The sequence below is a fragment of the Sulfitobacter sediminivivens genome, assembly GCF_042611115.2.
Classification (GTDB): Bacteria; Pseudomonadota; Alphaproteobacteria; order Rhodobacterales; family Rhodobacteraceae; genus Sulfitobacter; species Sulfitobacter sediminivivens.
The window spans coordinates 22,994-44,286 of record NZ_JBHGAR020000004.1; the positions used below are offsets into that span (position 1 = coordinate 22,994).

Sequence of the window (21,293 nt, forward strand, 5' to 3'; positions counted from 1 at the left end):
GCCTTTTCAGGATAAAGGAGAGAACGATGGATTTCTCAAGACGTGAAACACTGGGGTTGGGACTGGGCGCGCTTGCCCTGATCACCCTGCCAATGGGGGCATCTGCCGCAACAGTTGATGAACTGATCGCCGAATTCACTGGTGGGGCTGAAATGGCAGACACAGGCGTCACATTGACGGCGCCCGAGATCGCCGAGAACGGCAACACCGTCCCGATCGAGGTCGAAGCACCGGGCGCAAGCGCGATCATGCTTTTGGCCACCGGCAATCCGACACCCCCAGCAGGCACCTTCAACTTTGGCCCATTGGCCGGCAAACGTGCGGCCTCTACCCGCATCCGTCTGGCCAAAAGTCAGGATGTCGTCGCCATCGCCAAACTGGAAGACGGCACATTTGCCCGCACCAGCGCCGAGGTCAAAGTCACAATCGGGGGCTGCGGCGGTTAAGCCCGCGCGTCCCCTCATCGAGGAGAACTAGAACATGGCAGAAGGTGTAACACCCCGCGTCAAAGTCCCGAAAAAGGCAGCGGCTGGGGATGTGGTGACGATCAAAACCCTGATCAGTCACCCGATGGAATCAGGTCAGCGCAAAGACAGCGATGGCAACCTCATTCCACGGTCGATCATCAACCGGTTTACTTGCGATTTCAACGGCCAGAACATCATCGATGTGACGATGGAACCGGCCATGTCGACCAACCCATACTTTGAATTTGACGCAACCGTGCCAGAGGCAGGCGAGTTCAAGTTCACATGGTACGACGACGACGGAAGCGTCTACGAAGAAACAAAATCCATCGCGATTGAATGATCCGCAAGGGTCTTCAACGACGTATGGAACAGGGAGGAAACGCTATGAAATTCAAGGCTATGACAGCGGTCGCAGCACTTCTGGTCGCCGTGCCATTGGCAGGCTTTGCGGATGAGGAAGCGGAACTGGTCATCAACGATGAAATCGAGATCATGACCAAGGTTCCGGCCCCCGCCCACCTTGAGGGCGTGCTGGGGGATGAGGTGTTGTCTGGCTGGCGTTTCCGGTCGGATGAAACCCAGGTTCTGCAAATGGATGACTTCGACAACCCCGGCATGATCTTTGTTGATCAGGCGATTGAATCCTGGAACGCCGTCGAAGGGTCCGAAGGCAAATCTTGCTCATCATGCCACGAAGACGTTGAAACCAGCATGAAGGGCGTGCGCGCGACCTATCCCAAGTGGAACGAAAGCGCTGGAGAAGTGCGCACCTTGGCGATGCAGATCAACGATTGCCGCGAAAACCAGATGGGTGCGGAGCCTTGGAAGTATGACAAGACCGACATCATCTCGATGGAGGCGCTGATTTCGGTGCAATCGCGCGGCATGCCGGTGAATGTGGCCATTGACGGCCCCGCCCAAAGCACGTGGGAGCAGGGCAAAGAGATGTACTACACCCGCTATGGCCAGCTTGAACTGTCCTGCGCGAATTGCCACGAAGATAACTATGGCAACATGATCCGCGCGGATCACCTGAGCCAAGGTCAGATCAACGGGTTTCCGGTGTACCGCCTGAAGAATACCAAGTTGAACGGATCGCATTCCCGGTTCAAAGGCTGCATCCGCGATACGCGGGCCGAGACCTTCAATCCCGGCAGCGCGGAATTTATTGCGCTTGAACTTTATGTGGCGAGCCGTGGCAACGGTCTGTCGGTAGAGGCACCTTCCGTCCGCAACTAAAGCCATACCGACGTAATACAGACATGATACTGACCCCGAATTCTTGGGGTCGGTTCAGTCCCTTGCACCCAATGAACGGAGCCTGATCAATGTTGTCGCGTCGTGATTTTTTGCAAATGTCCATGGCTGCGGCCTCAATTTACGGCGGCTCTGGCTTTGGCAATTGGGCGCGACTGGCCGCTCAGGACCGCTTTGATCAGGACGCGCTGCTGGAATTTGAAACCTTCGGCAACGTAACCTTGATGCATGTCACGGACATTCACGGACAACTCAAACCGATTTATTTCCGCGAGCCTTCCGTGAACATTGGTGTCGGCGACAACAAGGGCAAAGTGCCCCACCTAACGGGCGAGGAATTTCGCGTGCGCTACGGTGTCGGTGGCGGCACGCCGATGGACTATGCGTTGACCTACGATGATTTCGTGACCCATGCCCAGGCTTACGGTAAAGTGGGCGGCCTGGACCGGGTCGCGACCGTTTTGAATGCCATTCGCTCAGACCGGCCTGATGCGCTGCTACTTGATGGCGGCGACACGTGGCACGGCTCGATGACCTGTCTCAAGACCCAAGGCCAGGACATGGTCAATGTGATGAACGCACTGAAGCCTGATGCGATGACATTCCACTGGGAATTCACCCTGGGATCAGAGCGTGTGCAAGAGATCGTCGAAGGGTTGCCCTTTGCGGCGCTTGGTCAAAACATCTTTGACGCCGAATGGGATGAACCATCGGAATTGTTCAAGCCATATGAGTTTTTTGAGCGCGGCGGCGTTAAAATTGCTGTAATAGGACAAGCGTTCCCATACATGCCCATCGCCAATCCGGGTTGGATGTTCCCTGAATACTCGTTCGGCATCCGCGATGAGCACATGCAGGAAATGGTGGATGAGGTCCGCGCAGCAGGCGCGGAATTGGTGGTGTGTCTCAGCCATAATGGCTTTGACGTGGACAAGAAAATGGCCGGGATCGTCAAAGGCATTGACGTGATCCTTTCGGGCCATACCCATGACGCGCTGCCCGAACCCGTGCTGGTTGGGCAGACCCATATCATCGCCTCAGGATCCAATGGCAAATTCGTATCGCGCGTCGATCTGGACGTGCGCGACGGCAAGATGATGGGCATCAAGCACAAGTTGATCCCGATCTTCAGCGATCTGATCGCGCCTGACCCTGCCGTGACCGCTTTGATTGATGCGCAGCGCGCGCCGTTCCTTGATGATCTCACCCATGTGGTTGGCAAATCCGATGCGCTTTTGTACCGCCGCGGCAATTTCAATGGCACATGGGACGATCTGATTTGCGATGCTTTGCTGTCGGAACGGGACGCAGAAATTGCGCTGTCGCCCGGTGTGCGCTGGGGGCCGTCGATCTTGCCGGGTCAGGACATCACCCGCGAGGATATTTTCAACGTCACTGCCATGACCTATCCGAATGCCTACCGCACTGAAATGACCGGTGAATTCCTGAAAGTGGTGTTGGAAGATGTGGGCGACAACCTGTTCAATCCTGATCCATATTACCAGCAAGGCGGTGACATGGTGCGGGTTGGTGGCATGGGCTTTAAGATGGACATCGCCAAGCCTCAGGGCGAACGGGTCAGTGAAATGACCCTGTTGTCGTCAGGTGAAGCGATTGACCCCTCGCGCAGTTATGTCGTGGCAGGATGGGCCAGCGTCAATGAAAGCACCGAGGGCCCGCCGATTTGGGACGTGGTCGAAAGCCACATCAGCAAGTTGGGGACAGTAGATACGGGCGCACGGACGCCGGTTGATGTTGTGCTGCCAGACTGAATTTATCTGAGTTTGGGGGTTCTCAGGACCTGATAAATTCAATAAGTTGAATTTGTAAATATGTGGGGAAGCCATCATGACATTTTCATTCAAGGGTAAAAAGCCAAGCAGGCGGGCGTTCCTGACCGGGGCTGCGGCAACGGGGGCGGGGCTGGCAACTGCCGCCTCGGCCAAAGATCCGGCCATTGCGGTACAACCGTGGATGCAGGAGCTGGGCGATGGTGTGGACGTCGCACCTTACGGCCTGCCGTCGGAGTATGAAAAGGATGTCAAACGGCGCAGCGTCGAATGGTTGACCGCCGATCCGGTGTCGTCGATCAACTTTACCCCGCTGCATGATCTCGATGGGATCATTACACCAAACGGCCTGTGCTTTGAACGTCATCACGGCGGCGTGGCGCGGGTTGATCCGGCGATGCACCGTCTGATGATCCACGGTCTTGTTGACAAGCCGTTGGTGTTCACAATGGAAGACCTCAAACGGTTTCCCCGCGAGAACCACGTGTACTTTCTGGAATGTGCGGCCAATTCAGGGATGGAATGGCGCGGCGCACAGTTAAACGGCTGTCAGTTCACCCACGGCATGATCCACAATGTGATGTACACCGGGGTTCCCTTGCGCCTTTTACTTGAAGAAGCGGGCGTAAAGCCCTCTGGTAAATGGCTTTTGGTCGAAGGTGCAGACGCAGCGGCGATGACCCGGTCGATCCCGATGGAAAAGGCACTGGACGATTGCTTGGTCGCTTTCAAGATGAATGGCGAGGCATTGCGTGCCGAACAAGGCTATCCAGTACGGCTGGTTGTACCGGGTTGGGAAGGCAACATGTGGATCAAATGGTTGCGCCGCATCGAGGTGGGCGATCAGCCCTGGCATCACCGCGAAGAGACCAGCAAATACACCGATCTGTTGGAAGATGGCGTGGCGCGGCGCTTTACCTGGGAGATGGACGCAAAGTCCGTCATCACCAACCCCAGCCCGCAAGCACCGATCACCCATGGGCCGGGGCCAACCGTGCTGACCGGCGTGGCGTGGTCCGGGCGTGGCACGATTCCACGTGTGGATGTCACCATTGATGGCGGCATGAACTGGCATCAGGCCCGGATGGACGGGCCAAGCCTGATGAAGTCCATGCATCGGTTTTACTATGAATTTGACTGGGACGGATCGTCCTTGCTGCTGCAAAGCCGTGCCCATGACAGCACTGGCTATGTCCAGCCCACAAAGGAAGCATTGCGCGCGGTGCGCGGTGTGAATTCGATTTATCATAACAACGGAATTCAGACCTGGGCCGTGGATGCAGACGGGAGAGCGGAAAATGTTGAGATTTCTTAAAGGCGTATGTGTTGCCGCGCTTTTTGCCGGGCCCGCAGGGGCAGAGCCGCTGGGGTTGGGGCAGACGGTCAGCGAAGACGAGATTGCAGTCTGGGACATTGACGTGCGGCCCGATGGTGTGGGCTTGCCCGCGGGCAGCGGCACCGTGGAACAGGGTGACAAGATATTCGCCGCCAAATGCGCAGTCTGTCATGGCGTATTCGGAGAAGGTGCAGGTCGCTGGCCGGTGCTTGCGGGTGGTCAGGACAGCCTGACAGACAGCCGCCCGGTCAAGACAATCGGCAGTTATTGGCCATATCTTTCAACGGTTTATGACTATGTGAACCGGGCCATGCCCTTTGGCGAGGCGCAGTCGCTTGAGGCCGACGAGGTCTATGCGATCACCGCGTATCTTTTGTATCTCAATGACGAAGTCGATGATGAATTTGAGCTGTCCTCAGAGAATTTTGTGCAGACCCGATTGCCGAATGAAGACGCGTTCAAGCCCGATGATCGACCAGAGACAGAATTGGCTGTTTTCACAGGAGAACCCTGCATGGAAAACTGCAAGGACAACGTTAAAATCACCATGCGGGCGGCCGTGTTGGATGTGACACCAGAAGAGACCGCTGCAAAGGCTGCGGAAATGGTCGATATCGGCGTCACTGCACCAGAAACCCCGCAAGAGACCGTGGAAACGCCAGAAACAGGTGATCCCGCGCTCATTGAGGCAGGTGAGAAGGTGTTCAAGAAATGCAAAGCCTGCCATCAGGTGGGTGAGGGTGCCAAGAACCGTGTCGGTCCGATCCTGACAGGGATTGTGGACGGCAACGCGGGAGCCATAGACGGTTTCAAATACTCCAAAGCACTGCAGGCAGCATCAGAAAGCGGATTGGTCTGGACCGAAACCGAATTGTCGGCGTTTCTGACCAAACCCAAGGATTATCTCAAGGGCACAAAGATGTCTTTTGCCGGACTCAGAAAGGAAGCGGATGTTGCCGCTGTGATTGCCTATCTGAAATCAACTGCCCCGTAAGCGCCCCTGATTATGTCGTTCAGGCAGGGCGTGATCACACGGCCCCCCTTGAACCCCTAATCCCCCGCGACTAATCTCTGGGTAAGGGTTCTGCGGGTATGGTCCTGCGAACGGCAAATCAGGCAGGCATACATGAACGATCCTATCGACACCTATATGAACACGCTCGTCCCCATGGTGGTTGAACAAACCAGCCGTGGTGAACGCGCCTACGACATCTTTTCGCGACTGCTCAAAGAGCGGATCATTTTTATCTCAGGTCCGGTGCACGACAGTATGTCCACGCTGGTCGTGGCGCAGCTGCTGCACCTTGAGGCGGAAAATCCCTCCAAGGAAATTTCCATGTATATCAACAGTCCTGGTGGTGTTGTAACCTCTGGACTGTCGATCTATGACACGATGCAATACATCAAACCCAAAGTCAGCACGCTGGTTATCGGGCAGGCGGCCTCGATGGGGTCTTTGCTGCTGACCGCAGGGCAAAAAGACATGCGATTCTCGTTGCCGAATTCTCGCGTGATGGTGCACCAGCCGTCGGGCGGATATCAGGGTCAGGCGACGGATATCATGATCCACGCGCAGGAAACCCAAAAGCTGAAAACGCGGTTGAATGAGATCTACGTTAAGCATACGGGTCAGACTCTGAAGAAAGTTGAAGAAGCGCTTGAACGCGACAATTTCATGTCTCCCGAACAGGCCAAAGATTGGGGCCTGATCGACGAGATAGTGGAAAGCCGTGGCAAAGCGGATGACCCTGACGCCCCGGAAAAGGGCAAGAAGGGTAAATAAAATTTGTTCCCGGCGCTGTCTCGCAACTGACGATTTTGCGATTGTAGCGCCGGGGGCACTGGCCTAGGGTTGGGGCCAAATCGCAAGGCCCTGATTTGGGCGCACTCGAAACGATGACCTGAAAGGGTTAAAATGGCGAATTCTTCCGGCGGCGACAGCAAAAATACCCTCTACTGCAGCTTTTGCGGGAAGAGCCAGCATGAGGTGCGCAAGCTGATTGCGGGGCCGACCGTGTTCATCTGTGATGAATGCGTCGAATTGTGCATGGACATCATCCGCGAGGAAACCAAGGCATCTGGCCTCAAGTCGACAGATGGCGTGCCGACACCCAAGGACATTTGCGATGTGCTGGACGATTACGTGATCGGTCAGGCAAACGCGAAAAAGGTGCTCTCGGTTGCGGTTCACAATCACTATAAACGCCTGAATCATGCGCAAAAGGGTGGGGATATCGAGCTGGCGAAATCCAACATCCTGCTGATCGGCCCGACGGGCTGCGGCAAGACGTTGCTGGCTCAGACGCTTGCACGGATTTTGGATGTGCCGTTCACCATGGCCGATGCAACTACATTGACCGAAGCAGGTTATGTGGGCGAAGACGTTGAAAACATTATCCTTAAACTGTTGCAATCGTCCGAATACAATGTCGAGCGCGCGCAGCGTGGCATCGTCTATATTGACGAAGTGGATAAAATCACCCGCAAGTCTGAGAACCCGTCGATCACCCGTGACGTATCGGGCGAGGGCGTGCAGCAGGCGCTGTTGAAGTTGATGGAAGGCACGGTCGCGTCCGTGCCACCCCAAGGCGGGCGCAAGCATCCACAGCAGGAGTTCTTGCAGGTGGACACCACCAACATCCTGTTCATCTGTGGCGGGGCCTTTGCGGGTCTTGACCGTATCATTGCTGCACGGGGCAAAGGATCGGCCATGGGCTTTGGTGCCGACGTGCGCGACAAGGACGCGCGCGGCGTTGGAGAGATTTTCACAGATCTGGAACCAGAAGATCTGTTGAAATTTGGTCTTATCCCGGAATTCGTGGGCCGTTTGCCGGTTTTGGCAACGCTTGAGGATCTGGATGAAGACGCGCTTGTCACGATCCTGACGCAGCCCAAGAACGCGTTGGTCAAACAATACCAGCGTCTGTTTGAACTCGAAGACACGGCATTGACCTTTACCGATGATGCGCTGGTGGCGATTGCCAAACGCGCCATTGAACGGAAAACAGGTGCACGTGGCTTGCGGTCGATCCTTGAGGATATTCTGTTGAACACGATGTTCGATCTGCCCGGATTGGACAGCGTGACCGAAGTGGTCGTGAACGAAGAGGCGGTGATGTCCGATGCGGCACCTCTGATGATCCATGCTGATGCTGAAAAAGAACCGGCCTCGGCGGGGTAGACGAATATTTTTCGGTGGTTTTCGAAGATAGAGACAGGGCCATATCCGTTTCTGCGCGACGTAGCATCATCCAGACCCGCTGTCGGGATGAGGTGCCCTTTGCTGTCATTCGGAACGGCTTGATCTGTTGAAAAGTGAGCTTATGAAACGCATCTCATCAGGTGGCGAATTTGAGGCCAAAGTTGGCTATTGCCGGGCCGTTGTCGCAGGCGGCTGGGTTCATGTTGCGGGAACCGTCGGGCAGGGGTCTGACGTAGTTGCACAATGTCGTTCGGCATTGGCGACGATAAAGGCCGCGTTGGAAGAAGCAGGCACCGATTTTGCGCATGTGGTGCGGGTCACCTATATATTGCCGGACCGGACCGAATTTGAACCTTGCTGGCCAATCCTGTCAGAGGTTTTTGGCGAAAACCCACCGGCCGCCACAATGATCGAATGCGGGACGATCGACCCGAAATACCGGATCGAGATCGAAGTCACTGCACTGCTGCCGAGCTGACTTCTTCAAACTTTTCACCCAAACGGGCACTGACATCATCCCGGTTCAGTGATTTCCATTTGGACCTGCTGGACGTGATAAATCCTGCATCAGCCAAATCCTTTTGTAATGCGGGCATGTCCAGCTCCCCCATCCAGAGCCGCGATCTTGCCGGACCTGTGGGTTTCCAGGAGCGGGTCAACCGGTTAAGCGTAAGAGGTGTGATACCGGCGAACGATTTTAAGTGCCTTTCCAATTGCCGGGTCGCCCCCGAAGGGCGGCGCACAATGATTGCCACCTCTTGTTTTGCCTCTGCCACCATTGCCAAAAGATGCAGCGCTGAGCCTTCGGCGGCGATGATCTGCTGCGCGGCCTTGTAGGTGGCAATCTGGGTGCTCAGGTCGTGCTTTTGGGGGTGGAATATGGTATATCCCTGCTTGGTCAACTCCGCTTCAAGCTCCGCTTCGCCAATCAGATTGCCACGCCGGGCGGGCAGGCTGCTGCGGCTAATATAGATTTTCTTTGGGCCTTTCGCTTTGATATCCTTGGCAAAAGTCCGGGCAATGGCATCGCGGAACTGTTGTGTCCCGTCGATTATTGCCCCAAGCCCAAACCCCTGACCCGGCACAATCAGGCGCTCCACGCGTGTTGGTGCATCAAGGCAGACAACGGGTACGTCAGAGCCCATCAATTTTACAAATTCATGCTGAAACGCGTGCACTTCGCTGCCATTGCGGGGACGTTTGGGGGCAAAAAGAATGCCTTCAATCGGTTCATCCAGCGCCTCAAGTGCCCAGAGCCGTGCAGTGCTTTCGACCAGAAAGTGACCAAAGTGCATCCAAAGCAACCCGCCCCAAAGCCAGGTGCCTTTTCGCGTCATCAGATCACCTTTCGGCATTTTCGGCACCACGGTCAGCGCGCGTTTGTTGCGCCAGAGCGCCCCGGAACTGCAGTAGGACCCATCGGCATGCAACACACCCGCCTCTTGCACGAAATTCTGTTCGCTTGGGGGCACGATAACCGCGTTTTCCAACGTCTGCTTTTCCGTAGCCCAACCGCTGTCCGGATCAGGAGGCTGCAGGCTGGTATCAAAGGTGCAGGTCCAGACAAGTCGCGTGCTGTGGCTGTTAAGTTTGGCAAATCCTGCCGCCTGGAGGATGGATTTGCATTCCTGTATCCCCTCCCTTCCGTACGCATTGGGGTGGAATTCAATCACAATGGCGCGCACACCATCCAGCGATGCATGACGCAGGAAGTCCAGTTCGCCCCCTTCAATGTCCATCAACAGAACATCGGGTTTGAAATCGGCGTGGATCTTGGCGTAATCGGCTGTGGGCACATCAACACGGGTGGTGGCCTTGCCTTCCGCGTCAATCAGCGAGGATCCAAGAAAGGAATTGCGAATATGAAACGCCATCGTGTCGGGCGCATTCGGCGCGCTCATCAGCACCTGATTGCGTACCTCGATCTTTTTGGTAATGCCATTAAGGTGATAAAGCGCATTGATATGTTCGATCAGGTTTGGGTTCGCCTCAAACGATAGCACTTTGGCTGGCTTGCCGCTTTTGGCGGCAATCGCACCGACCAGACCCAATCCCGCGCCCAGTTCCAGCACATGATCACCCGCACGAATGACTTCCAAAGCCCCCGCGATTTCCTGACCTTCATAGCGTGCAGCATTGATCCGCTCGACGCGTCCTGGCGTGATCATGGGGCTATCGGGCACCTTGACCCCATGACATTCTGCAACATGAGCCGTCTTTTTGACCGTGGTTTTTGACTTTGTTTTGAGTTTGGTCTTGGCTGCCATGAGGACTGTCTCCGTTTTGGAAACATTAAGGGGGCCGGGTGAACAGGCCAAGAGCTTTGACAGCAAACCGCTGCTGACTTTTGAAGAGGGGAGTCTTTGCTGCAACACATCGGCGCAGGCTGGACGCCGCGCGCGCCATGGTGCATAAGAAAATCAACAAGAGCGGAGACCACCAATGGGCATTCTCAAATCAGTTTTCAGGGCGCTCACGTGGTGGGATGGCCAGACGTTGAACACCCAGCTTTATACCTGGCGCAAGGGCACCAAGGTGGGTGAGGATGATCAGGGCAATTTTTATTACCGCAATGCAGACGACAGCAGGCGGTGGGTTATCTTTAATGGTGAAATGGAAGCAAGCCGGGTGAATCCCGATTGGCACGGCTGGCTGCACCACACATGGGATGAGACGCCGACAGAAAAGCCTTTGATCCATAAAAAGTGGGAAAAACCCCATGTGGAGAACCTGACCGGCACTGCGCTGGCCTATGCACCCGCCGGGTCGATCCGTCAGGCAAATCCAGCGGACCGTTCCGACTACGAGGCATGGAGCCCGGAATAAGACCGGGCTTTGCCCGCTTCGAACACATAAATTGATGTCAAATTGGAACTGCATGATGTGGAAGTCTTTGATATTGCTGCCTTTCCTTGCGTCCCCGCTTGGGGCGCAACAAGTGACGTCGGCACCGGGTGGGGTGCTGCGCGCTTTGGACAAGACATCCGGCCAGACCACAGATATCGAGTTGATCTCAGGTCAATCCGCGACCCTTGGCACCTTGCAAATTGTGATGTCTGATTGCCGTTATCCGGCCGGCAACCCGGCTGGCAACGCCTATGCCGCCCTCGAAATATCCGAAAGAGGTAAGTCCGGAACGGTGTTTTCGGGTTGGATGATTGCATCCTCGCCAGCGCTTTCCGCGATGGAGCATCAACGCTACGATGTGTGGGTCATGCGCTGTACGACATCGTAAATGGTCGTGGGCGGCGGGGCTGCAAACAGCGCACACCCTGATTTGGCCCGGTCCAGTTCTGCATGATAGGCCGCTTTGGTGACTTCAACTGCACCCAGCGAGGCCAGATGCGCGGTCAGAAACTGCGTATCAAACAGTGTAAACCCGGCGCGGATCAAACGGTCCACAAGCACCGCAAGTGCCATTTTCGAGGCGTTTGTGCGCCGTGAAAACATGCTTTCCCCAAAAAAAGCAGTGCCCAATGTGACCCCATAGACACCGCCAACGAGCATTTCGCCGTTCCAAATCTCAACCGAATGTGCATGACCTTTTTCATGTAGTGCACTGTATATGTTCGATATTTCCTCGTTGATCCAAGTGTCGGTACGGTCCGCGCATCCCGCAACGACGCCTGCAAAATTCTGATCAATACTGGTGGTGAACGCCGTCCGCCGCATGTCTTTGATTAAAGAGCGCGACAGGTGAAAGCCATCAAGCGGCATCACCCCTCGGCGGCGCGGATCGACCCAGAAAATCTCTGGATCGTCCCTGTGTTCGGCCATTGGAAAAATTCCAATGGAATAGCCGTGCAACAACAGTTCCGGCGTCAGCTCAGTCATTGCAGATCAGGCTTCTCCGAGGTTGGTTTCCAGCCAATGTTCCAACCAGTGGATGTTGTAAGCGCCGGTTTGGACCGCTTCTTCTTCCAGCAAGGCGCGGAACAGCGGAATCGTAGTATCGACGCCATCAATGATCAACTCGCCCAGGGCGCGTCCCAACCGGGCGAGGGCTTCGGGGCGGTCACGGCCATGAACGATCAGCTTGCCAATCAGGCTGTCGTAATAGGGAGGGATGAAATAGCCGTCATACAAGGCGGAATCCATCCGCACACCGAGACCTCCGGGGGCATGATACTGGCTGATCCGACCGGGTGAGGGGCGGAAATTTGGCAGTTTCTCAGCATTCAGCCGCACTTCGATGGCGTGACCGTTGATTTTGAGGTTTTCCTGCGTGAATTCCATCGGCAAGCCAGATGCGACGCGGATCTGCTCGCGCACCAGATCGACGCCAAAAATGCCTTCGGTTACGGGGTGTTCCACCTGCAGGCGGGTGTTCATTTCGATGAAATAGAATTCGCCGTTCTCATAGAGGAACTCGATGGTGCCAGCGCCAATGTAATTGATATCAGCCATCGCATCGGCGCAGACTTTGCCAATCCGTGCGCGTTCTTCGGCGCTGATCGAGGGGCCGGGGGCTTCTTCAAACACTTTCTGGTGGCGGCGTTGCAGCGAACAATCGCGTTCGCCCAGATGCACAGCGCGGCCCTTGCCATCGCCAAAGACCTGAATTTCAATGTGGCGGGGCGTGGTCAGATATTTCTCAATATAGACTTCGTCGTTGCCAAAGTTTGACTTGCCTTCTGCGCGCGCAGTCTGAAAGGCGCGTTCCATATCCCTGGCGGTCTGGGCAACTTTCATGCCTTTGCCGCCGCCACCGGCGGTGGCTTTGATGATCACCGGATACCCGATTTCGGCACCCAGCTTTTTTGCCTCATCAAGGGTGGCCACACCGCCCTCTGATCCCGGAACGCAGGGCACCCCGAGCTTTTTCATCGTATCCTTGGCAGTAATCTTGTCGCCCATGATGCGAATGTGTTCTGCTGTGGGGCCAATAAAGGTAAGGCCATGATCCTCAATCACCTGCACAAAACCGGCGTTCTCTGACAGAAAACCATAGCCGGGGTGGATCGCTTCGGCACCAGTGATTTCGCAAGCAGCGATGATGGCAGGGATCGAGAGATAGGATTGCTGGCTTGATGGCGGGCCGATGCAGACAGATTCGTCCGCCATCCGCACATGCATCGCGTCACTGTCCGCCGTTGAATGCACAGCGACGGATTTGACACCCATTTCACGGGCGGCGCGGATGACGCGCAGGGCAATCTCGCCCCGGTTTGCGACAAGGATTTTGTTGAACATTGTCAGCGCCCTATTCGAGGATCACAAGAGGCGCACCGAATTCGACCGCATCGCCATCACCCACGATGATGCGCTTGACTGTGCCTGAGCGGGGGGCGGGGATGTGGTTCATGGTCTTCATTGCCTCAACGATCAGCAATGTGTCACCCTCTGCGACAGTTGCACCAACCGAGATGAACGCAGGCGCACCTGGTTCGCCCTGCATATAGACCGTGCCGACCATGGGTGAGGTCACGGCACCGGGGTGATCTGCGGGATCTGCGGGGCCATCGTTACCGGCTGCTGGGGCAGGTGATACTGAGGGCGCATGAGGTTGCGCGGTCGGGGCTGGTGCCGCGTGCATCTGCTGCGGCGCCATGATTTGTTGTGGAGGTTTGCGGCTGACGCGCACGTTCAGACTGTCGTCTTCTGCATAGTCACGCTTGACCTGCAATTCTGTCAGGTCGTTTTCGTTCAGCAATTCGGCCAATGCCCGAATGAAAGCGACATCTGAATCATGGGTATTTTTTGTCATGTTTTCCTCAACCGTTTGGGTTGGCATTGTTGGTATATGCTCTGCCATTTCCATGCTTATAAGACATGGGCGGTGCCAAGGAAAGCCGCCAGTTATGTCGGTAAATTTCGGCCCTGTCCGGTATGGAAAATCGGAAATTTTCCAGGGTCGCATTGCCAGGTTTGGCATCAAACCAAAACCAGATGCGCCCGCTGGAGCCTCTGGTTTCGGTATTTAAGAAAGGGTGCATGGAAATGGGCGGATCAGATCGCCAGATATTCTGCCCGCAGTTCGGCGTTTTCCAGCACTTCGGCAGCGGTGCCGTCAAAGACAATGCCACCGGTATCAAGTATCACCGCGCGGTCAGCCAGTTTCAGCGCCCGCACCGCGTTCTGTTCGACGAGGATCGTGGTGATGCCCTGATCCTTGATCAGCGAAAGCGTCTTTTCGATCTCGTCCACGATCACCGGGGCCAGCCCTTCATAGGGTTCATCCAGCAGCAACACTTTGATGTCGCGCGCCAGGGCGCGAGCGATGGCGAGCATTTGCTGTTCGCCCCCGGACAATGTGATGCCTTCTTGGGATTTGCGTTCGCCGAGACGTGGAAAAAGGTCGTATATCCGCTCAAGTGACCAGCCAATGGGCGGCGCGATTTGCGCCAGTTTCAGGTTTTCTTCAACGGTCAGGCCCGCAATGATACGGCGATCTTCGGGTACCAGCGCGATACCGGCAGCAGAGGCCTGATGGCTGGCCATGTTGTGCAGCGGTTGGTGGTCAAGCCAGATTTCGCCTTTGCGCGCCTCGGGACTGTCCAACCGGGCAATGGCGCGCAAGGTGGATGTTTTGCCCGCGCCGTTTCGGCCCAACAACGCCAGAATTTCGCCTTCGTGTACGTTAAAGCTGACGCCTTGCACGATGTAGCTTTCGCCGTAATAGGCGTGCAGGTCCCAGACTGACAGAAATGCGGGGGCCGTGGCGGCATGATTGGCGTTGCGTTCAATGGTTTGGGTTGTCATGTCTATTCCTTTTGCGGATGTGTCGTCAGGTGGACGCGCGGTCCTCCCTCTTTCAGGCCGCGTCTTGGCTCTCGCCCAGATACGCTTCACGCACTTTGGGGTTGCCTTTGATCTTGTCGGGTGTGTCTTCGACCAGCGGCGTGCCCTGCGCGAGCACGGTGATGCGTTCGGCCAGCGAAAACACCACATGCATGTCGTGTTCGATTATCGCGATGGTAATGTCGCGTTCCTCCTTGATCTGTTTGAGCAGATCAATGGTATTGTTGGTGTCCGCCCGCGCCATTCCAGCGGTGGGTTCATCCAGCAGCAACAGGCGCGGGTCCTGCGCCAGACACATCGCAATCTCAAGCCGCCTCTTGTCACCACGTGACATGGAGGCCGAATGCATGTCGCGTTTTTCGACCAGTTTCATCTCCTCAAGCATGTGCATTGCTTTGTCGTAGATCTCTTTTTCGTTCATCACGCTTTCGATTGCATGCATCCGAAATGCCCCGTCACGTTTGGCAAAGCAGGGGATCAGCATGTTCTCCAGGACCGTCAGATCGCCAAAAATCTCAGGCGTCTGAAAGACCCGTGAAATGCCCATCTGGTTTATCTCATAGGGCTTGCGGCCCAAGACCGATTGACCGTCGAACATGACCGACCCCGTGTCAGGGATCAGTTTGCCGACAAGACAATTCAGCAGTGTCGACTTGCCAGCGCCATTGGGGCCGATGATCGCGTGAACTGTGTTTTCTTCGATGTTCAGATTGACATCGCCCAAGGCCTGAAGACCCCCAAAGCGTTTGCCGACGTTTTTAACCTCAAGAATGGCCATCTGCGGTTGCTCCTTATTCTGCGGGGGTTGTTTTGCCATCGGCGGTGTCGTCCGATGGTTTTTTGCGTTTCAGCAGACGGCCGATGCGTTGGCCCCCTTCGACAAGACCGCCGGGCAGGAAGATCACAACCAGCATGAACATCAGACCAAGCGTCAAATGCCAGCCTTTGCCCACAAACGGGTGAATGATAAACACCATGAAGTCCTCAAGCCCGTCGGGCATGAAAGAAAACCAGCTGTGCAGCACGTTGTCGTTGATCTTGGCAAAGATGTTTTCGAAGTACTTGATAAAGCCAGCACCAAGGACAGGTCCGATCAACGTGCCAGCACCGCCAAGGATGGTCATCAGGACAACCTCGCCAGAGGCGGTCCATTGCATCCGTTCGGCCCCGGCAAGCGGATCCATTGAGGCCAGCAGCCCCCCCGCAAGGCCGGCATACATGCCCGAGATTACAAATGCTGCCAGCGTGTAGGGCCGGGTGTTCAGCCCTGTGTAATTCATCCGCTGCTGGTTTGATTTCACCGCGCGCAGCATCATCCCGAAAGGCGAGCGAAATATGCGGATGGCGAGGTAAAAGGCCAAGAGCATGATGATTGCACAGAGGTAATAGCCGGTAGAGAAATCAAAGCTCCAGCCCCCAACATCCATCGTGTAGGTTGATTGCATTTCCTGCCCGAACAAATGCGGAATATTGGGCAGCGCATCGTTGTGGAAATACTGCGGATCAGAGGTATAGACCTGCAATCCAGTCTCGCCATTGGTGATCGGCGTGCCGAAAAAACGCCCGATCAGGTCGGAATATGCGATGGCGAACAGCATCTGAGCGAAAGCAAGCGTCAAGATTGAAAAGTAGATCCCGGAGCGCCGCAGGGATATGTATCCGATCGCCAGTGCGAAAATGCCCGAAACAACAATCGAAAGAAAGATTCCGGGGATGATGTTGTATCCCAGAAGCTTGAACATCCAAACGGCTGAATAAGACCCCACACCCAGGAAAGCAGCGTGACCAAAGCTGAGGTAGCCCGTGAGACCAAAGAGCAGGTTAAAGCCAATCGCCAGAATGCCGAAGATCACAAAGCGCTGCATCAGGTCGGGATAGCCAGCGTTGAACTGTGCCATCGCCGATGCTGTCGGAAAGGGGTTCAGCAGGAAAGGGGCTGCAAGCGCCATGACGGCGACAACGATCAGCAGGCGGGTATCGCGTTTTTCTAGTCCAAACATGTTCTATTCCTCCATCACACCTTTGCGGCCCATTAGGCCACGGGGACGTGTCAGCAAGATGATAATGGCGACCACATAAATGATGATCTGGTCGATGCCGGGGATGACGGCTTTCACTTCGGTCAGGGATGCGAGGCTTTCCAGAATGCCAAGCATAAAACCCGCCAGCACCGCACCGGGCAAAGAGCCCATGCCACCCACAACCACCACAACGAAGCTGAGGACCAGAAAGTCCATGCCCATATGATAATTGGGTGAGTTGATGGGCGCGTACATGACGCCCGCCAGACCCGCGACCGCAGCGGCGATGCCGAACATAAAGGTGAACCGCTTGTCAATGTCGATGCCCAGCAGTCCCACGGTTTCTCGGTCGGCCATGCCGGCCCGTACGACCATGCCAAATGTGGTGAATTGCAAAAAGGCGAACACGGCACCGATGATCAACGTGGAAAAGCCAAAATAGACCAGACGCCAATACGGATAGGCCAGCGAGGTGTCGAGCCCCAGCATCGGCCCGAAGTCAAAGCTGCCGACAAAGGCGGAAGGTGCAGGTGTCGGGATCGGGTTGGCCCCATAGAAATATTTGATCACCTCCTGCAGAACGATCGCCAACCCAAAGGTCACGAGGATCTGATCGGCGTGGGGGCGCTTGTAGAAGTGTTTGATCAGCCCGCGCTCCATAATAAAACCAATGGCGAGCATCACAGGGATCGCAAACAATATGGCCAGCGGGACGGACCAGTCGATGATGCTGGCACCCATCTCTGGGCCAAACCAGCTTTCGACATATGGCGTCTTGACTTTCAGGGGGTTTCCGAGAAAATCCTTCGCGGTCTCACTCACCGTTTCGGTGCTGAGCGTCAGGATTTTCTGCAAGGTGACGGAACAGAATGCCCCGATCATGAACAAGGCACCGTGGGCGAAGTTGACCACCCCAAGCGTGCCAAAGATAAGTGTCAGGCCAAGGGCGATCAACGCATATGCGGATCCCTTGTCGAGGCCGTTGAGAATTTGAAGAAGAATTGCGTCCATGGTCCCCACCGATTGGATTAAGAAGTCGTGCCGGGCCAACACCCAAGCAGGATGAGGGGGTAGGGCGCGAGATGTCGCGCCCTACGGCTTTTCTTTGGAACGATTTTACGCGCCTGGGTTACACTTGCCCAACTCGCCACCGGCAAACATCGGGTGGTCGGGTGCATATTCGACCTGCGCCCGTGGTGTCACTTCGACGATTTCCAGTGTGTCGTACTCGTTTGTCGGGTTCTCTTTACCCTTCATGACAAGCACGTCTTTGAAGCACTGGTGATCGGCACCGCGATAGGTGGTTGGACCATTGCCCATGCCGTCAAAGTCAAAGTCTTCCAGCGCTTCGACAACACCACATGGATTGAAGGTACCCGCACGCTCAACCGCATCCGCATAAAGCAGCGTCTGAACATAGCAGGTGTGCGCAGAGTTGGATGGGGGGCGACCGTACTTTTCACCAAATGATTTGGTGAACGCCTTGGAACCCTCATCCTGCAACTGCCAGTTCCAGTTCATCGAACCGATAACGCCTTGCACGTTGGCACCCGCACCAGCGGCCATCAACTCAGAATAAAGCGGCACGACGATCTCGAACTTCTTGCCGTTCACTTCTTTGTCGAGCAGGCCAAACTGAACCGCGTTGGTCAGTGAGTTGACCATGTTCCCGCCGTAGTGGTTCAGGACGAGAACATCGGCACCAGAGTTCAGCACCGGCGCGATGTAGGCAGAGAAGTCAGTGGACGCGAGTGGCGTCAGCACGTTGTTGACGGTCTCCCAACCCATGGCTTCGGTTGCCGCTGCGATCGATTCCTGCTGTGTCCAGCCCCAAGTATAGTCCGCCGTCAGGTGATAGGCGCGGCGGTCGGTGCCATAGGCGTTCTTGAGCACAGGTGCCAGTGCTGCCGCAGACATATAGCCGTTAAAGAAGTGGCGGAAACCATTGGCTTTCTTGTCTTTACCCGTGGTGTCGTTTGAGTGTGTGAGACCAGCCATGAAGATCACGCCCGCCTCTTGGCAAAGGCCCTGAACAGCCACAGCCACACCCGATGATGAGCCGCCGTTGATCATCACAGCGCCGTCTTTTTCGATCATCGACTTTGCCGATGCACGCGCCGCATCTGATTTGGTTTGGGTGTCACCGGTCACAAAGGTGACCTTCTTGCCCAGGATACCGTTGCCTTGCAGTGCCTTGGAGCTGAATGTATTCAGCAGGCCGCCGTCGCCTTCGCCGTTCAGGTGCTGAACAGCCAATTCCTGTGCGCGCAGCTCGTCCAGACCTTCTTCGGCATAGGGGCCGGTTTGTGGCACGTTAAAGCCCAGCGTGACGGTGTCACCCGTTGGTGCGTTTGTGAAACCCGTGTGGCCGTCGGCACGCAGGTACGTCGGCAGCGCAAGACCCGCGCCAGCGACAGCGCTGGTTTTGATCAGACCACGACGTGTCAATTTAGAAAATGACATGAATTCCTCCCAATTGTTGAAATTGCGCGTCCGCTATCGTTGAGCGGACGCACAAAGCACAAAGTGCAAATATCTTATCGCCTGTATTGTGAAAACGGATCAATAAGCCCCTTGATAAACACGACTATTCTGTAAATATCTTCGCAAAGGCTTTGTCTTTTTTGTAAATAAAATGATGTTGCAGCGCAGAAACCCATTGATATTGCGCGATAATGTGAGGGCTGGGGATGGTACGGGAAGCATTGACAGGCAGCCGCATTCGCGAACGCCGGGTGATGGCGGGACAAAAGCAGGCCGATCTGGCGCGTCAGATCGGAATTTCGGCCAGTTATCTGAACCTTATTGAACATAATCGCCGCAGAATCGGCGGTAAATTGTTGCTCAACATCGCCGCGGCTCTTGGGGTCGAACCGCAGGCGCTGACCGAAGGGGCAGAGGCCGCGTTGATCGCGACGCTGCGCGAGGCAGCGATGGATGCGGGCCTGACCGGTCCTGATGCTTCACGCGCCGATGAATTTGCGGGGCGCTTTCCCGGTTGGGCGGATGTGCTGGCCGGTACGCGCAGGCGTATTGCGGCATTGGAACAGACGGTTGAGGCGCTCACCGACCGTCTGGCGCATGACCCGCATCTGGCAGCGTCGATGCATGAATTGTTGACCACCGCAGCAGCGATCCGCTCCACCGCGTCCATTCTGGCAGAAACAAAGACTTTGCAACCCGAATGGCGCGACCGTTTTCATGCCAACATCAACGAAGACAGCCGGCGATTGTCGGACAGTGCTCAGGCGCTGGTGGCCTATCTGGATTCTGATCCTGAAGCGTCGGAAACTGCGAGTTCCCCCCAGGAAGAAGTCGAGGCGTTTCTGACCTCGCATGGGTTTCATTTTGACGCTCTGGAAAACGGCAACTACGTGGCAGAGGTTGTTGAGGCCCTGATCATACAGGCCCCGCAACTTCAATCGCTGGCAGCGCAGCACATCGCCACAGCGGTCTTGCATCAGGTTGGCCGCGACGCGGCGCGACTGTCGATATCCGATCTGCGCGCGGCAGTGGCTGAGGTTGGGTCAGACCCCGTAACCCTTGCCCGCAATCTGCGCCAACCGGTCGTGCGCGTCCTGCGCCGATTGGCTGCTTTGCCCGAACACGGTGCTGGACTGGTGGTCTGCGATCGCTCTGGCACGGTGATTTTCCGCAAGTCGATTGAGGCGTTCACAGTGCCGCGGCACGGTGCCTGTTGCCCGCTATGGCCGCTGTTTTCAGCGCTGGGGCAGCACGGGGCCGTGGTGGCGGGCCGCGTGTCGCAAATGGGTCCGGCACAGGCTCAGTTCGACTGTTTCGCGGCAAGCGAAGCCATCGGCGCGCCGTCTTACAACACTCCGCCGTTGGTACAGGCTGTCATGCTGCTGGTGCCCGCACCAATGGATTCCGCGACCGCACAACTGGTTGGGTCAACCTGCCGGATCTGTCCGCATGATGACTGCGGTGCCCGGCGCGAACCCTCGATCCTTGCAAATGGCGTTTAGACACGTTGGTGCTTTGACAGACCTCTCATTCCGGTGCATCCTGATCAGTGCTGCACAAGCACCTTGCGTCAGACAGGGGCGGTGCCGCGCGAGGGGGAGGATCAATGCCGATGGGCAAACATGTGGTGCTGGTCGAGGACGAAATAAACATCGCCGAGGCCATCCGTTTTCTGCTGTCTCAAGAGGGCTGGCGGGTGGAAACTCTGGCCAACGGGGCCGCAGCGGTTGATGTGATCCGCAAGGTGATGCCCGATCTGGTGATGCTCGACGTTATGTTGCCGGGCAAGAGCGGTTTTGAAATCCTGAACGAACTGCGCGCTGATCCGGTATTTGCCGATATGCCGATATTGATGCTGACCGCACGCGGCCAAAGCAGGGATCGCGAGATGGCCGAAAAAGCAGGCGTAAGCCGGTTCATGACCAAGCCGTTTTCCAATGCTGAGATGCTGGAAGCGGTGCGCGAATTAACTCAGCAATGACGGAGGTCTGA

The 21,293-nt window shown here is 56.0% G+C and carries 22 protein-coding genes; 13 read left to right on the plus strand and 9 right to left on the minus strand.

The window, feature by feature from the left end; genetic code table 11:
- Positions 1–26: 26 nt before the first annotated feature.
- The 9 genes from soxY (at position 27) to ACEWL3_RS05955 (ending at position 8,533) form a co-directional block, all read left to right on the plus strand.
- Complete coding sequence (soxY, locus tag ACEWL3_RS05915; protein ID WP_386178027.1) at positions 27–446, plus strand: thiosulfate oxidation carrier protein SoxY; 420 nt, start codon at positions 27–29, stop codon at positions 444–446.
- A gap of 34 nt (positions 447–480) precedes the next feature.
- A complete protein-coding gene (gene soxZ / locus ACEWL3_RS05920; protein ID WP_386178029.1) occupies positions 481–810 on the plus strand; it encodes a thiosulfate oxidation carrier complex protein SoxZ in 330 nt (109 codons plus the stop codon).
- A 44-nt stretch (positions 811–854) separates the two neighbouring features.
- Positions 855–1,709 carry a sulfur oxidation c-type cytochrome SoxA gene (gene soxA, locus ACEWL3_RS05925; protein ID WP_386178031.1) on the plus strand — a complete coding sequence of 285 codons (855 nt, stop codon included), beginning with the start codon at positions 855–857 and terminating at the stop codon, positions 1,707–1,709.
- An 89-nt stretch (positions 1,710–1,798) separates the two neighbouring features.
- The gene (soxB, locus tag ACEWL3_RS05930; protein WP_386178032.1) at positions 1,799–3,499 is read left to right on the plus strand and encodes a thiosulfohydrolase SoxB; all 1,701 of its coding nucleotides are present in this window, start codon (positions 1,799–1,801) and stop codon (positions 3,497–3,499) included.
- A gap of 76 nt (positions 3,500–3,575) precedes the next feature.
- Positions 3,576–4,832 carry a sulfite dehydrogenase gene (gene soxC, locus ACEWL3_RS05935; RefSeq protein WP_386178034.1) on the plus strand — a complete coding sequence of 419 codons (1,257 nt, stop codon included), beginning with the start codon at positions 3,576–3,578 and terminating at the stop codon, positions 4,830–4,832.
- Positions 4,816–5,847 (plus strand): c-type cytochrome, encoded by a 1,032-nt coding sequence (locus ACEWL3_RS05940; protein ID WP_386178036.1) that lies wholly within the window; start codon positions 4,816–4,818, stop codon positions 5,845–5,847. The genes soxC and ACEWL3_RS05940 overlap by 17 nt, the downstream gene beginning before the upstream one ends.
- A 132-nt stretch (positions 5,848–5,979) precedes the next feature.
- Positions 5,980–6,636, plus strand: coding sequence for an ATP-dependent Clp protease proteolytic subunit (locus ACEWL3_RS05945; RefSeq protein WP_386178038.1), 657 nt, complete (start codon positions 5,980–5,982; stop codon positions 6,634–6,636).
- 132 nt (positions 6,637–6,768) lie between these two features.
- Positions 6,769–8,034, plus strand: coding sequence for an ATP-dependent Clp protease ATP-binding subunit ClpX (gene clpX / locus ACEWL3_RS05950; RefSeq protein ID WP_386178040.1), 1,266 nt, complete (start codon positions 6,769–6,771; stop codon positions 8,032–8,034).
- A 142-nt stretch (positions 8,035–8,176) separates the two neighbouring features.
- The gene (locus tag ACEWL3_RS05955) at positions 8,177–8,533 is read left to right on the plus strand and encodes a RidA family protein (RefSeq protein WP_386178042.1); all 357 of its coding nucleotides are present in this window, start codon (positions 8,177–8,179) and stop codon (positions 8,531–8,533) included.
- On the opposite strand, the gene ACEWL3_RS05960 is transcribed toward ACEWL3_RS05955, so the two are convergent.
- The gene (locus ACEWL3_RS05960; protein WP_386178044.1) at positions 8,511–10,322 is read right to left on the minus strand and encodes an FkbM family methyltransferase; all 1,812 of its coding nucleotides are present in this window, start codon (positions 10,320–10,322) and stop codon (positions 8,511–8,513) included. The two genes, ACEWL3_RS05955 and ACEWL3_RS05960, sit on opposite strands and share 23 nt — an antisense overlap.
- A 175-nt stretch (positions 10,323–10,497) precedes the next feature.
- Here ACEWL3_RS05960 and ACEWL3_RS05965 point away from each other — a divergent pair, with 175 nt between their 5' ends.
- Together ACEWL3_RS05965 and ACEWL3_RS05970 are read left to right on the plus strand one after the other, a co-directional pair.
- Positions 10,498–10,881 (plus strand): NADH:ubiquinone oxidoreductase subunit NDUFA12, encoded by a 384-nt coding sequence (locus tag ACEWL3_RS05965; protein ID WP_386178046.1) that lies wholly within the window; start codon positions 10,498–10,500, stop codon positions 10,879–10,881.
- 52 nt (positions 10,882–10,933) lie between these two features.
- On the plus strand, positions 10,934–11,290 hold the full coding sequence (locus ACEWL3_RS05970; RefSeq protein ID WP_386178048.1) for a DUF2155 domain-containing protein: 357 nt from the start codon (positions 10,934–10,936) through the stop codon (positions 11,288–11,290).
- On the opposite strand, the gene aat is transcribed toward ACEWL3_RS05970, so the two are convergent.
- The 8 genes from aat to ACEWL3_RS06010 all read right to left on the minus strand — a co-directional run bounded on the left by aat (position 11,254) and on the right by ACEWL3_RS06010 (position 19,280).
- On the minus strand, positions 11,254–11,889 hold the full coding sequence (gene aat / locus ACEWL3_RS05975; RefSeq protein WP_386178050.1) for a leucyl/phenylalanyl-tRNA--protein transferase: 636 nt from the start codon (positions 11,887–11,889) through the stop codon (positions 11,254–11,256). The two genes, ACEWL3_RS05970 and aat, sit on opposite strands and share 37 nt — an antisense overlap.
- 6 nt (positions 11,890–11,895) lie before the next feature.
- Complete coding sequence (gene accC, locus ACEWL3_RS05980; protein WP_386178052.1) at positions 11,896–13,248, minus strand: acetyl-CoA carboxylase biotin carboxylase subunit; 1,353 nt, start codon at positions 13,246–13,248, stop codon at positions 11,896–11,898.
- Positions 13,249–13,258: 10 nt separating this feature from the next.
- Positions 13,259–13,762 (minus strand): acetyl-CoA carboxylase biotin carboxyl carrier protein, encoded by a 504-nt coding sequence (gene accB, locus ACEWL3_RS05985; RefSeq protein ID WP_386178054.1) that lies wholly within the window; start codon positions 13,760–13,762, stop codon positions 13,259–13,261.
- Positions 13,763–14,004: 242 nt separating this feature from the next.
- Entirely contained in the window at positions 14,005–14,757 is a 753-nt protein-coding gene (locus ACEWL3_RS05990) for an ABC transporter ATP-binding protein (RefSeq protein WP_114878353.1), read from the minus strand.
- A gap of 52 nt (positions 14,758–14,809) precedes the next feature.
- Positions 14,810–15,574 (minus strand): ABC transporter ATP-binding protein, encoded by a 765-nt coding sequence (locus ACEWL3_RS05995; protein ID WP_386178057.1) that lies wholly within the window; start codon positions 15,572–15,574, stop codon positions 14,810–14,812.
- 13 nt (positions 15,575–15,587) lie between these two features.
- Positions 15,588–16,796 carry a branched-chain amino acid ABC transporter permease gene (locus ACEWL3_RS06000; protein WP_386178059.1) on the minus strand — a complete coding sequence of 403 codons (1,209 nt, stop codon included), beginning with the start codon at positions 16,794–16,796 and terminating at the stop codon, positions 15,588–15,590.
- A gap of 3 nt (positions 16,797–16,799) precedes the next feature.
- Entirely contained in the window at positions 16,800–17,828 is a 1,029-nt protein-coding gene (locus ACEWL3_RS06005; RefSeq protein ID WP_386178060.1) for a branched-chain amino acid ABC transporter permease, read from the minus strand.
- 105 nt (positions 17,829–17,933) lie between these two features.
- On the minus strand, positions 17,934–19,280 hold the full coding sequence (locus ACEWL3_RS06010; RefSeq protein ID WP_114878356.1) for a substrate-binding protein: 1,347 nt from the start codon (positions 19,278–19,280) through the stop codon (positions 17,934–17,936).
- 227 nt (positions 19,281–19,507) lie between these two features.
- Here ACEWL3_RS06010 and ACEWL3_RS06015 point away from each other — a divergent pair, with 227 nt between their 5' ends.
- A complete protein-coding gene (locus ACEWL3_RS06015; protein ID WP_386178063.1) occupies positions 19,508–20,803 on the plus strand; it encodes a short-chain fatty acyl-CoA regulator family protein in 1,296 nt (431 codons plus the stop codon).
- Between the two features lie 110 nt (positions 20,804–20,913).
- Positions 20,914–21,282: a response regulator transcription factor gene (locus ACEWL3_RS06020; RefSeq protein WP_114880489.1), complete on the plus strand. Its 369-nt coding sequence runs from the start codon at positions 20,914–20,916 to the stop codon at positions 21,280–21,282.
- The last annotated feature ends 11 nt before the right edge of the window (positions 21,283–21,293 follow it).

Bases quoted from the DNA above. Each gene is read 5' to 3' on its own strand.
- soxY (WP_386178027.1), top strand. From the start codon at position 27: ATGGATTTCTCAAGACGTGAAACACTGGGGTTGGGACTGGGCGCGCTT.
- soxZ (WP_386178029.1), top strand. From the start codon at position 481: ATGGCAGAAGGTGTAACACCCCGCGTCAAAGTCCCGAAAAAGGCAGCG.
- soxA (WP_386178031.1), top strand. From the start codon at position 855: ATGAAATTCAAGGCTATGACAGCGGTCGCAGCACTTCTGGTCGCCGTG.
- soxB (WP_386178032.1), top strand. From the start codon at position 1,799: ATGTTGTCGCGTCGTGATTTTTTGCAAATGTCCATGGCTGCGGCCTCA.
- soxC (WP_386178034.1), top strand. From the start codon at position 3,576: ATGACATTTTCATTCAAGGGTAAAAAGCCAAGCAGGCGGGCGTTCCTG.
- ACEWL3_RS05940 (WP_386178036.1), top strand. From the start codon at position 4,816: ATGTTGAGATTTCTTAAAGGCGTATGTGTTGCCGCGCTTTTTGCCGGG.
- ACEWL3_RS05945 (WP_386178038.1), top strand. From the start codon at position 5,980: ATGAACGATCCTATCGACACCTATATGAACACGCTCGTCCCCATGGTG.
- clpX (WP_386178040.1), top strand. From the start codon at position 6,769: ATGGCGAATTCTTCCGGCGGCGACAGCAAAAATACCCTCTACTGCAGC.
- ACEWL3_RS05955 (WP_386178042.1), top strand. From the start codon at position 8,177: ATGAAACGCATCTCATCAGGTGGCGAATTTGAGGCCAAAGTTGGCTAT.
- ACEWL3_RS05960 (WP_386178044.1), bottom strand. From the start codon at position 10,322: ATGGCAGCCAAGACCAAACTCAAAACAAAGTCAAAAACCACGGTCAAA.
- ACEWL3_RS05965 (WP_386178046.1), top strand. From the start codon at position 10,498: ATGGGCATTCTCAAATCAGTTTTCAGGGCGCTCACGTGGTGGGATGGC.
- ACEWL3_RS05970 (WP_386178048.1), top strand. From the start codon at position 10,934: ATGATGTGGAAGTCTTTGATATTGCTGCCTTTCCTTGCGTCCCCGCTT.
- aat (WP_386178050.1), bottom strand. From the start codon at position 11,889: ATGACTGAGCTGACGCCGGAACTGTTGTTGCACGGCTATTCCATTGGA.
- accC (WP_386178052.1), bottom strand. From the start codon at position 13,248: ATGTTCAACAAAATCCTTGTCGCAAACCGGGGCGAGATTGCCCTGCGC.
- accB (WP_386178054.1), bottom strand. From the start codon at position 13,762: ATGACAAAAAATACCCATGATTCAGATGTCGCTTTCATTCGGGCATTG.
- ACEWL3_RS05990 (WP_114878353.1), bottom strand. From the start codon at position 14,757: ATGACAACCCAAACCATTGAACGCAACGCCAATCATGCCGCCACGGCC.
- ACEWL3_RS05995 (WP_386178057.1), bottom strand. From the start codon at position 15,574: ATGGCCATTCTTGAGGTTAAAAACGTCGGCAAACGCTTTGGGGGTCTT.
- ACEWL3_RS06000 (WP_386178059.1), bottom strand. From the start codon at position 16,796: ATGTTTGGACTAGAAAAACGCGATACCCGCCTGCTGATCGTTGTCGCC.
- ACEWL3_RS06005 (WP_386178060.1), bottom strand. From the start codon at position 17,828: ATGGACGCAATTCTTCTTCAAATTCTCAACGGCCTCGACAAGGGATCC.
- ACEWL3_RS06010 (WP_114878356.1), bottom strand. From the start codon at position 19,280: ATGTCATTTTCTAAATTGACACGTCGTGGTCTGATCAAAACCAGCGCT.
- ACEWL3_RS06015 (WP_386178063.1), top strand. From the start codon at position 19,508: ATGGTACGGGAAGCATTGACAGGCAGCCGCATTCGCGAACGCCGGGTG.
- ACEWL3_RS06020 (WP_114880489.1), top strand. From the start codon at position 20,914: ATGGGCAAACATGTGGTGCTGGTCGAGGACGAAATAAACATCGCCGAG.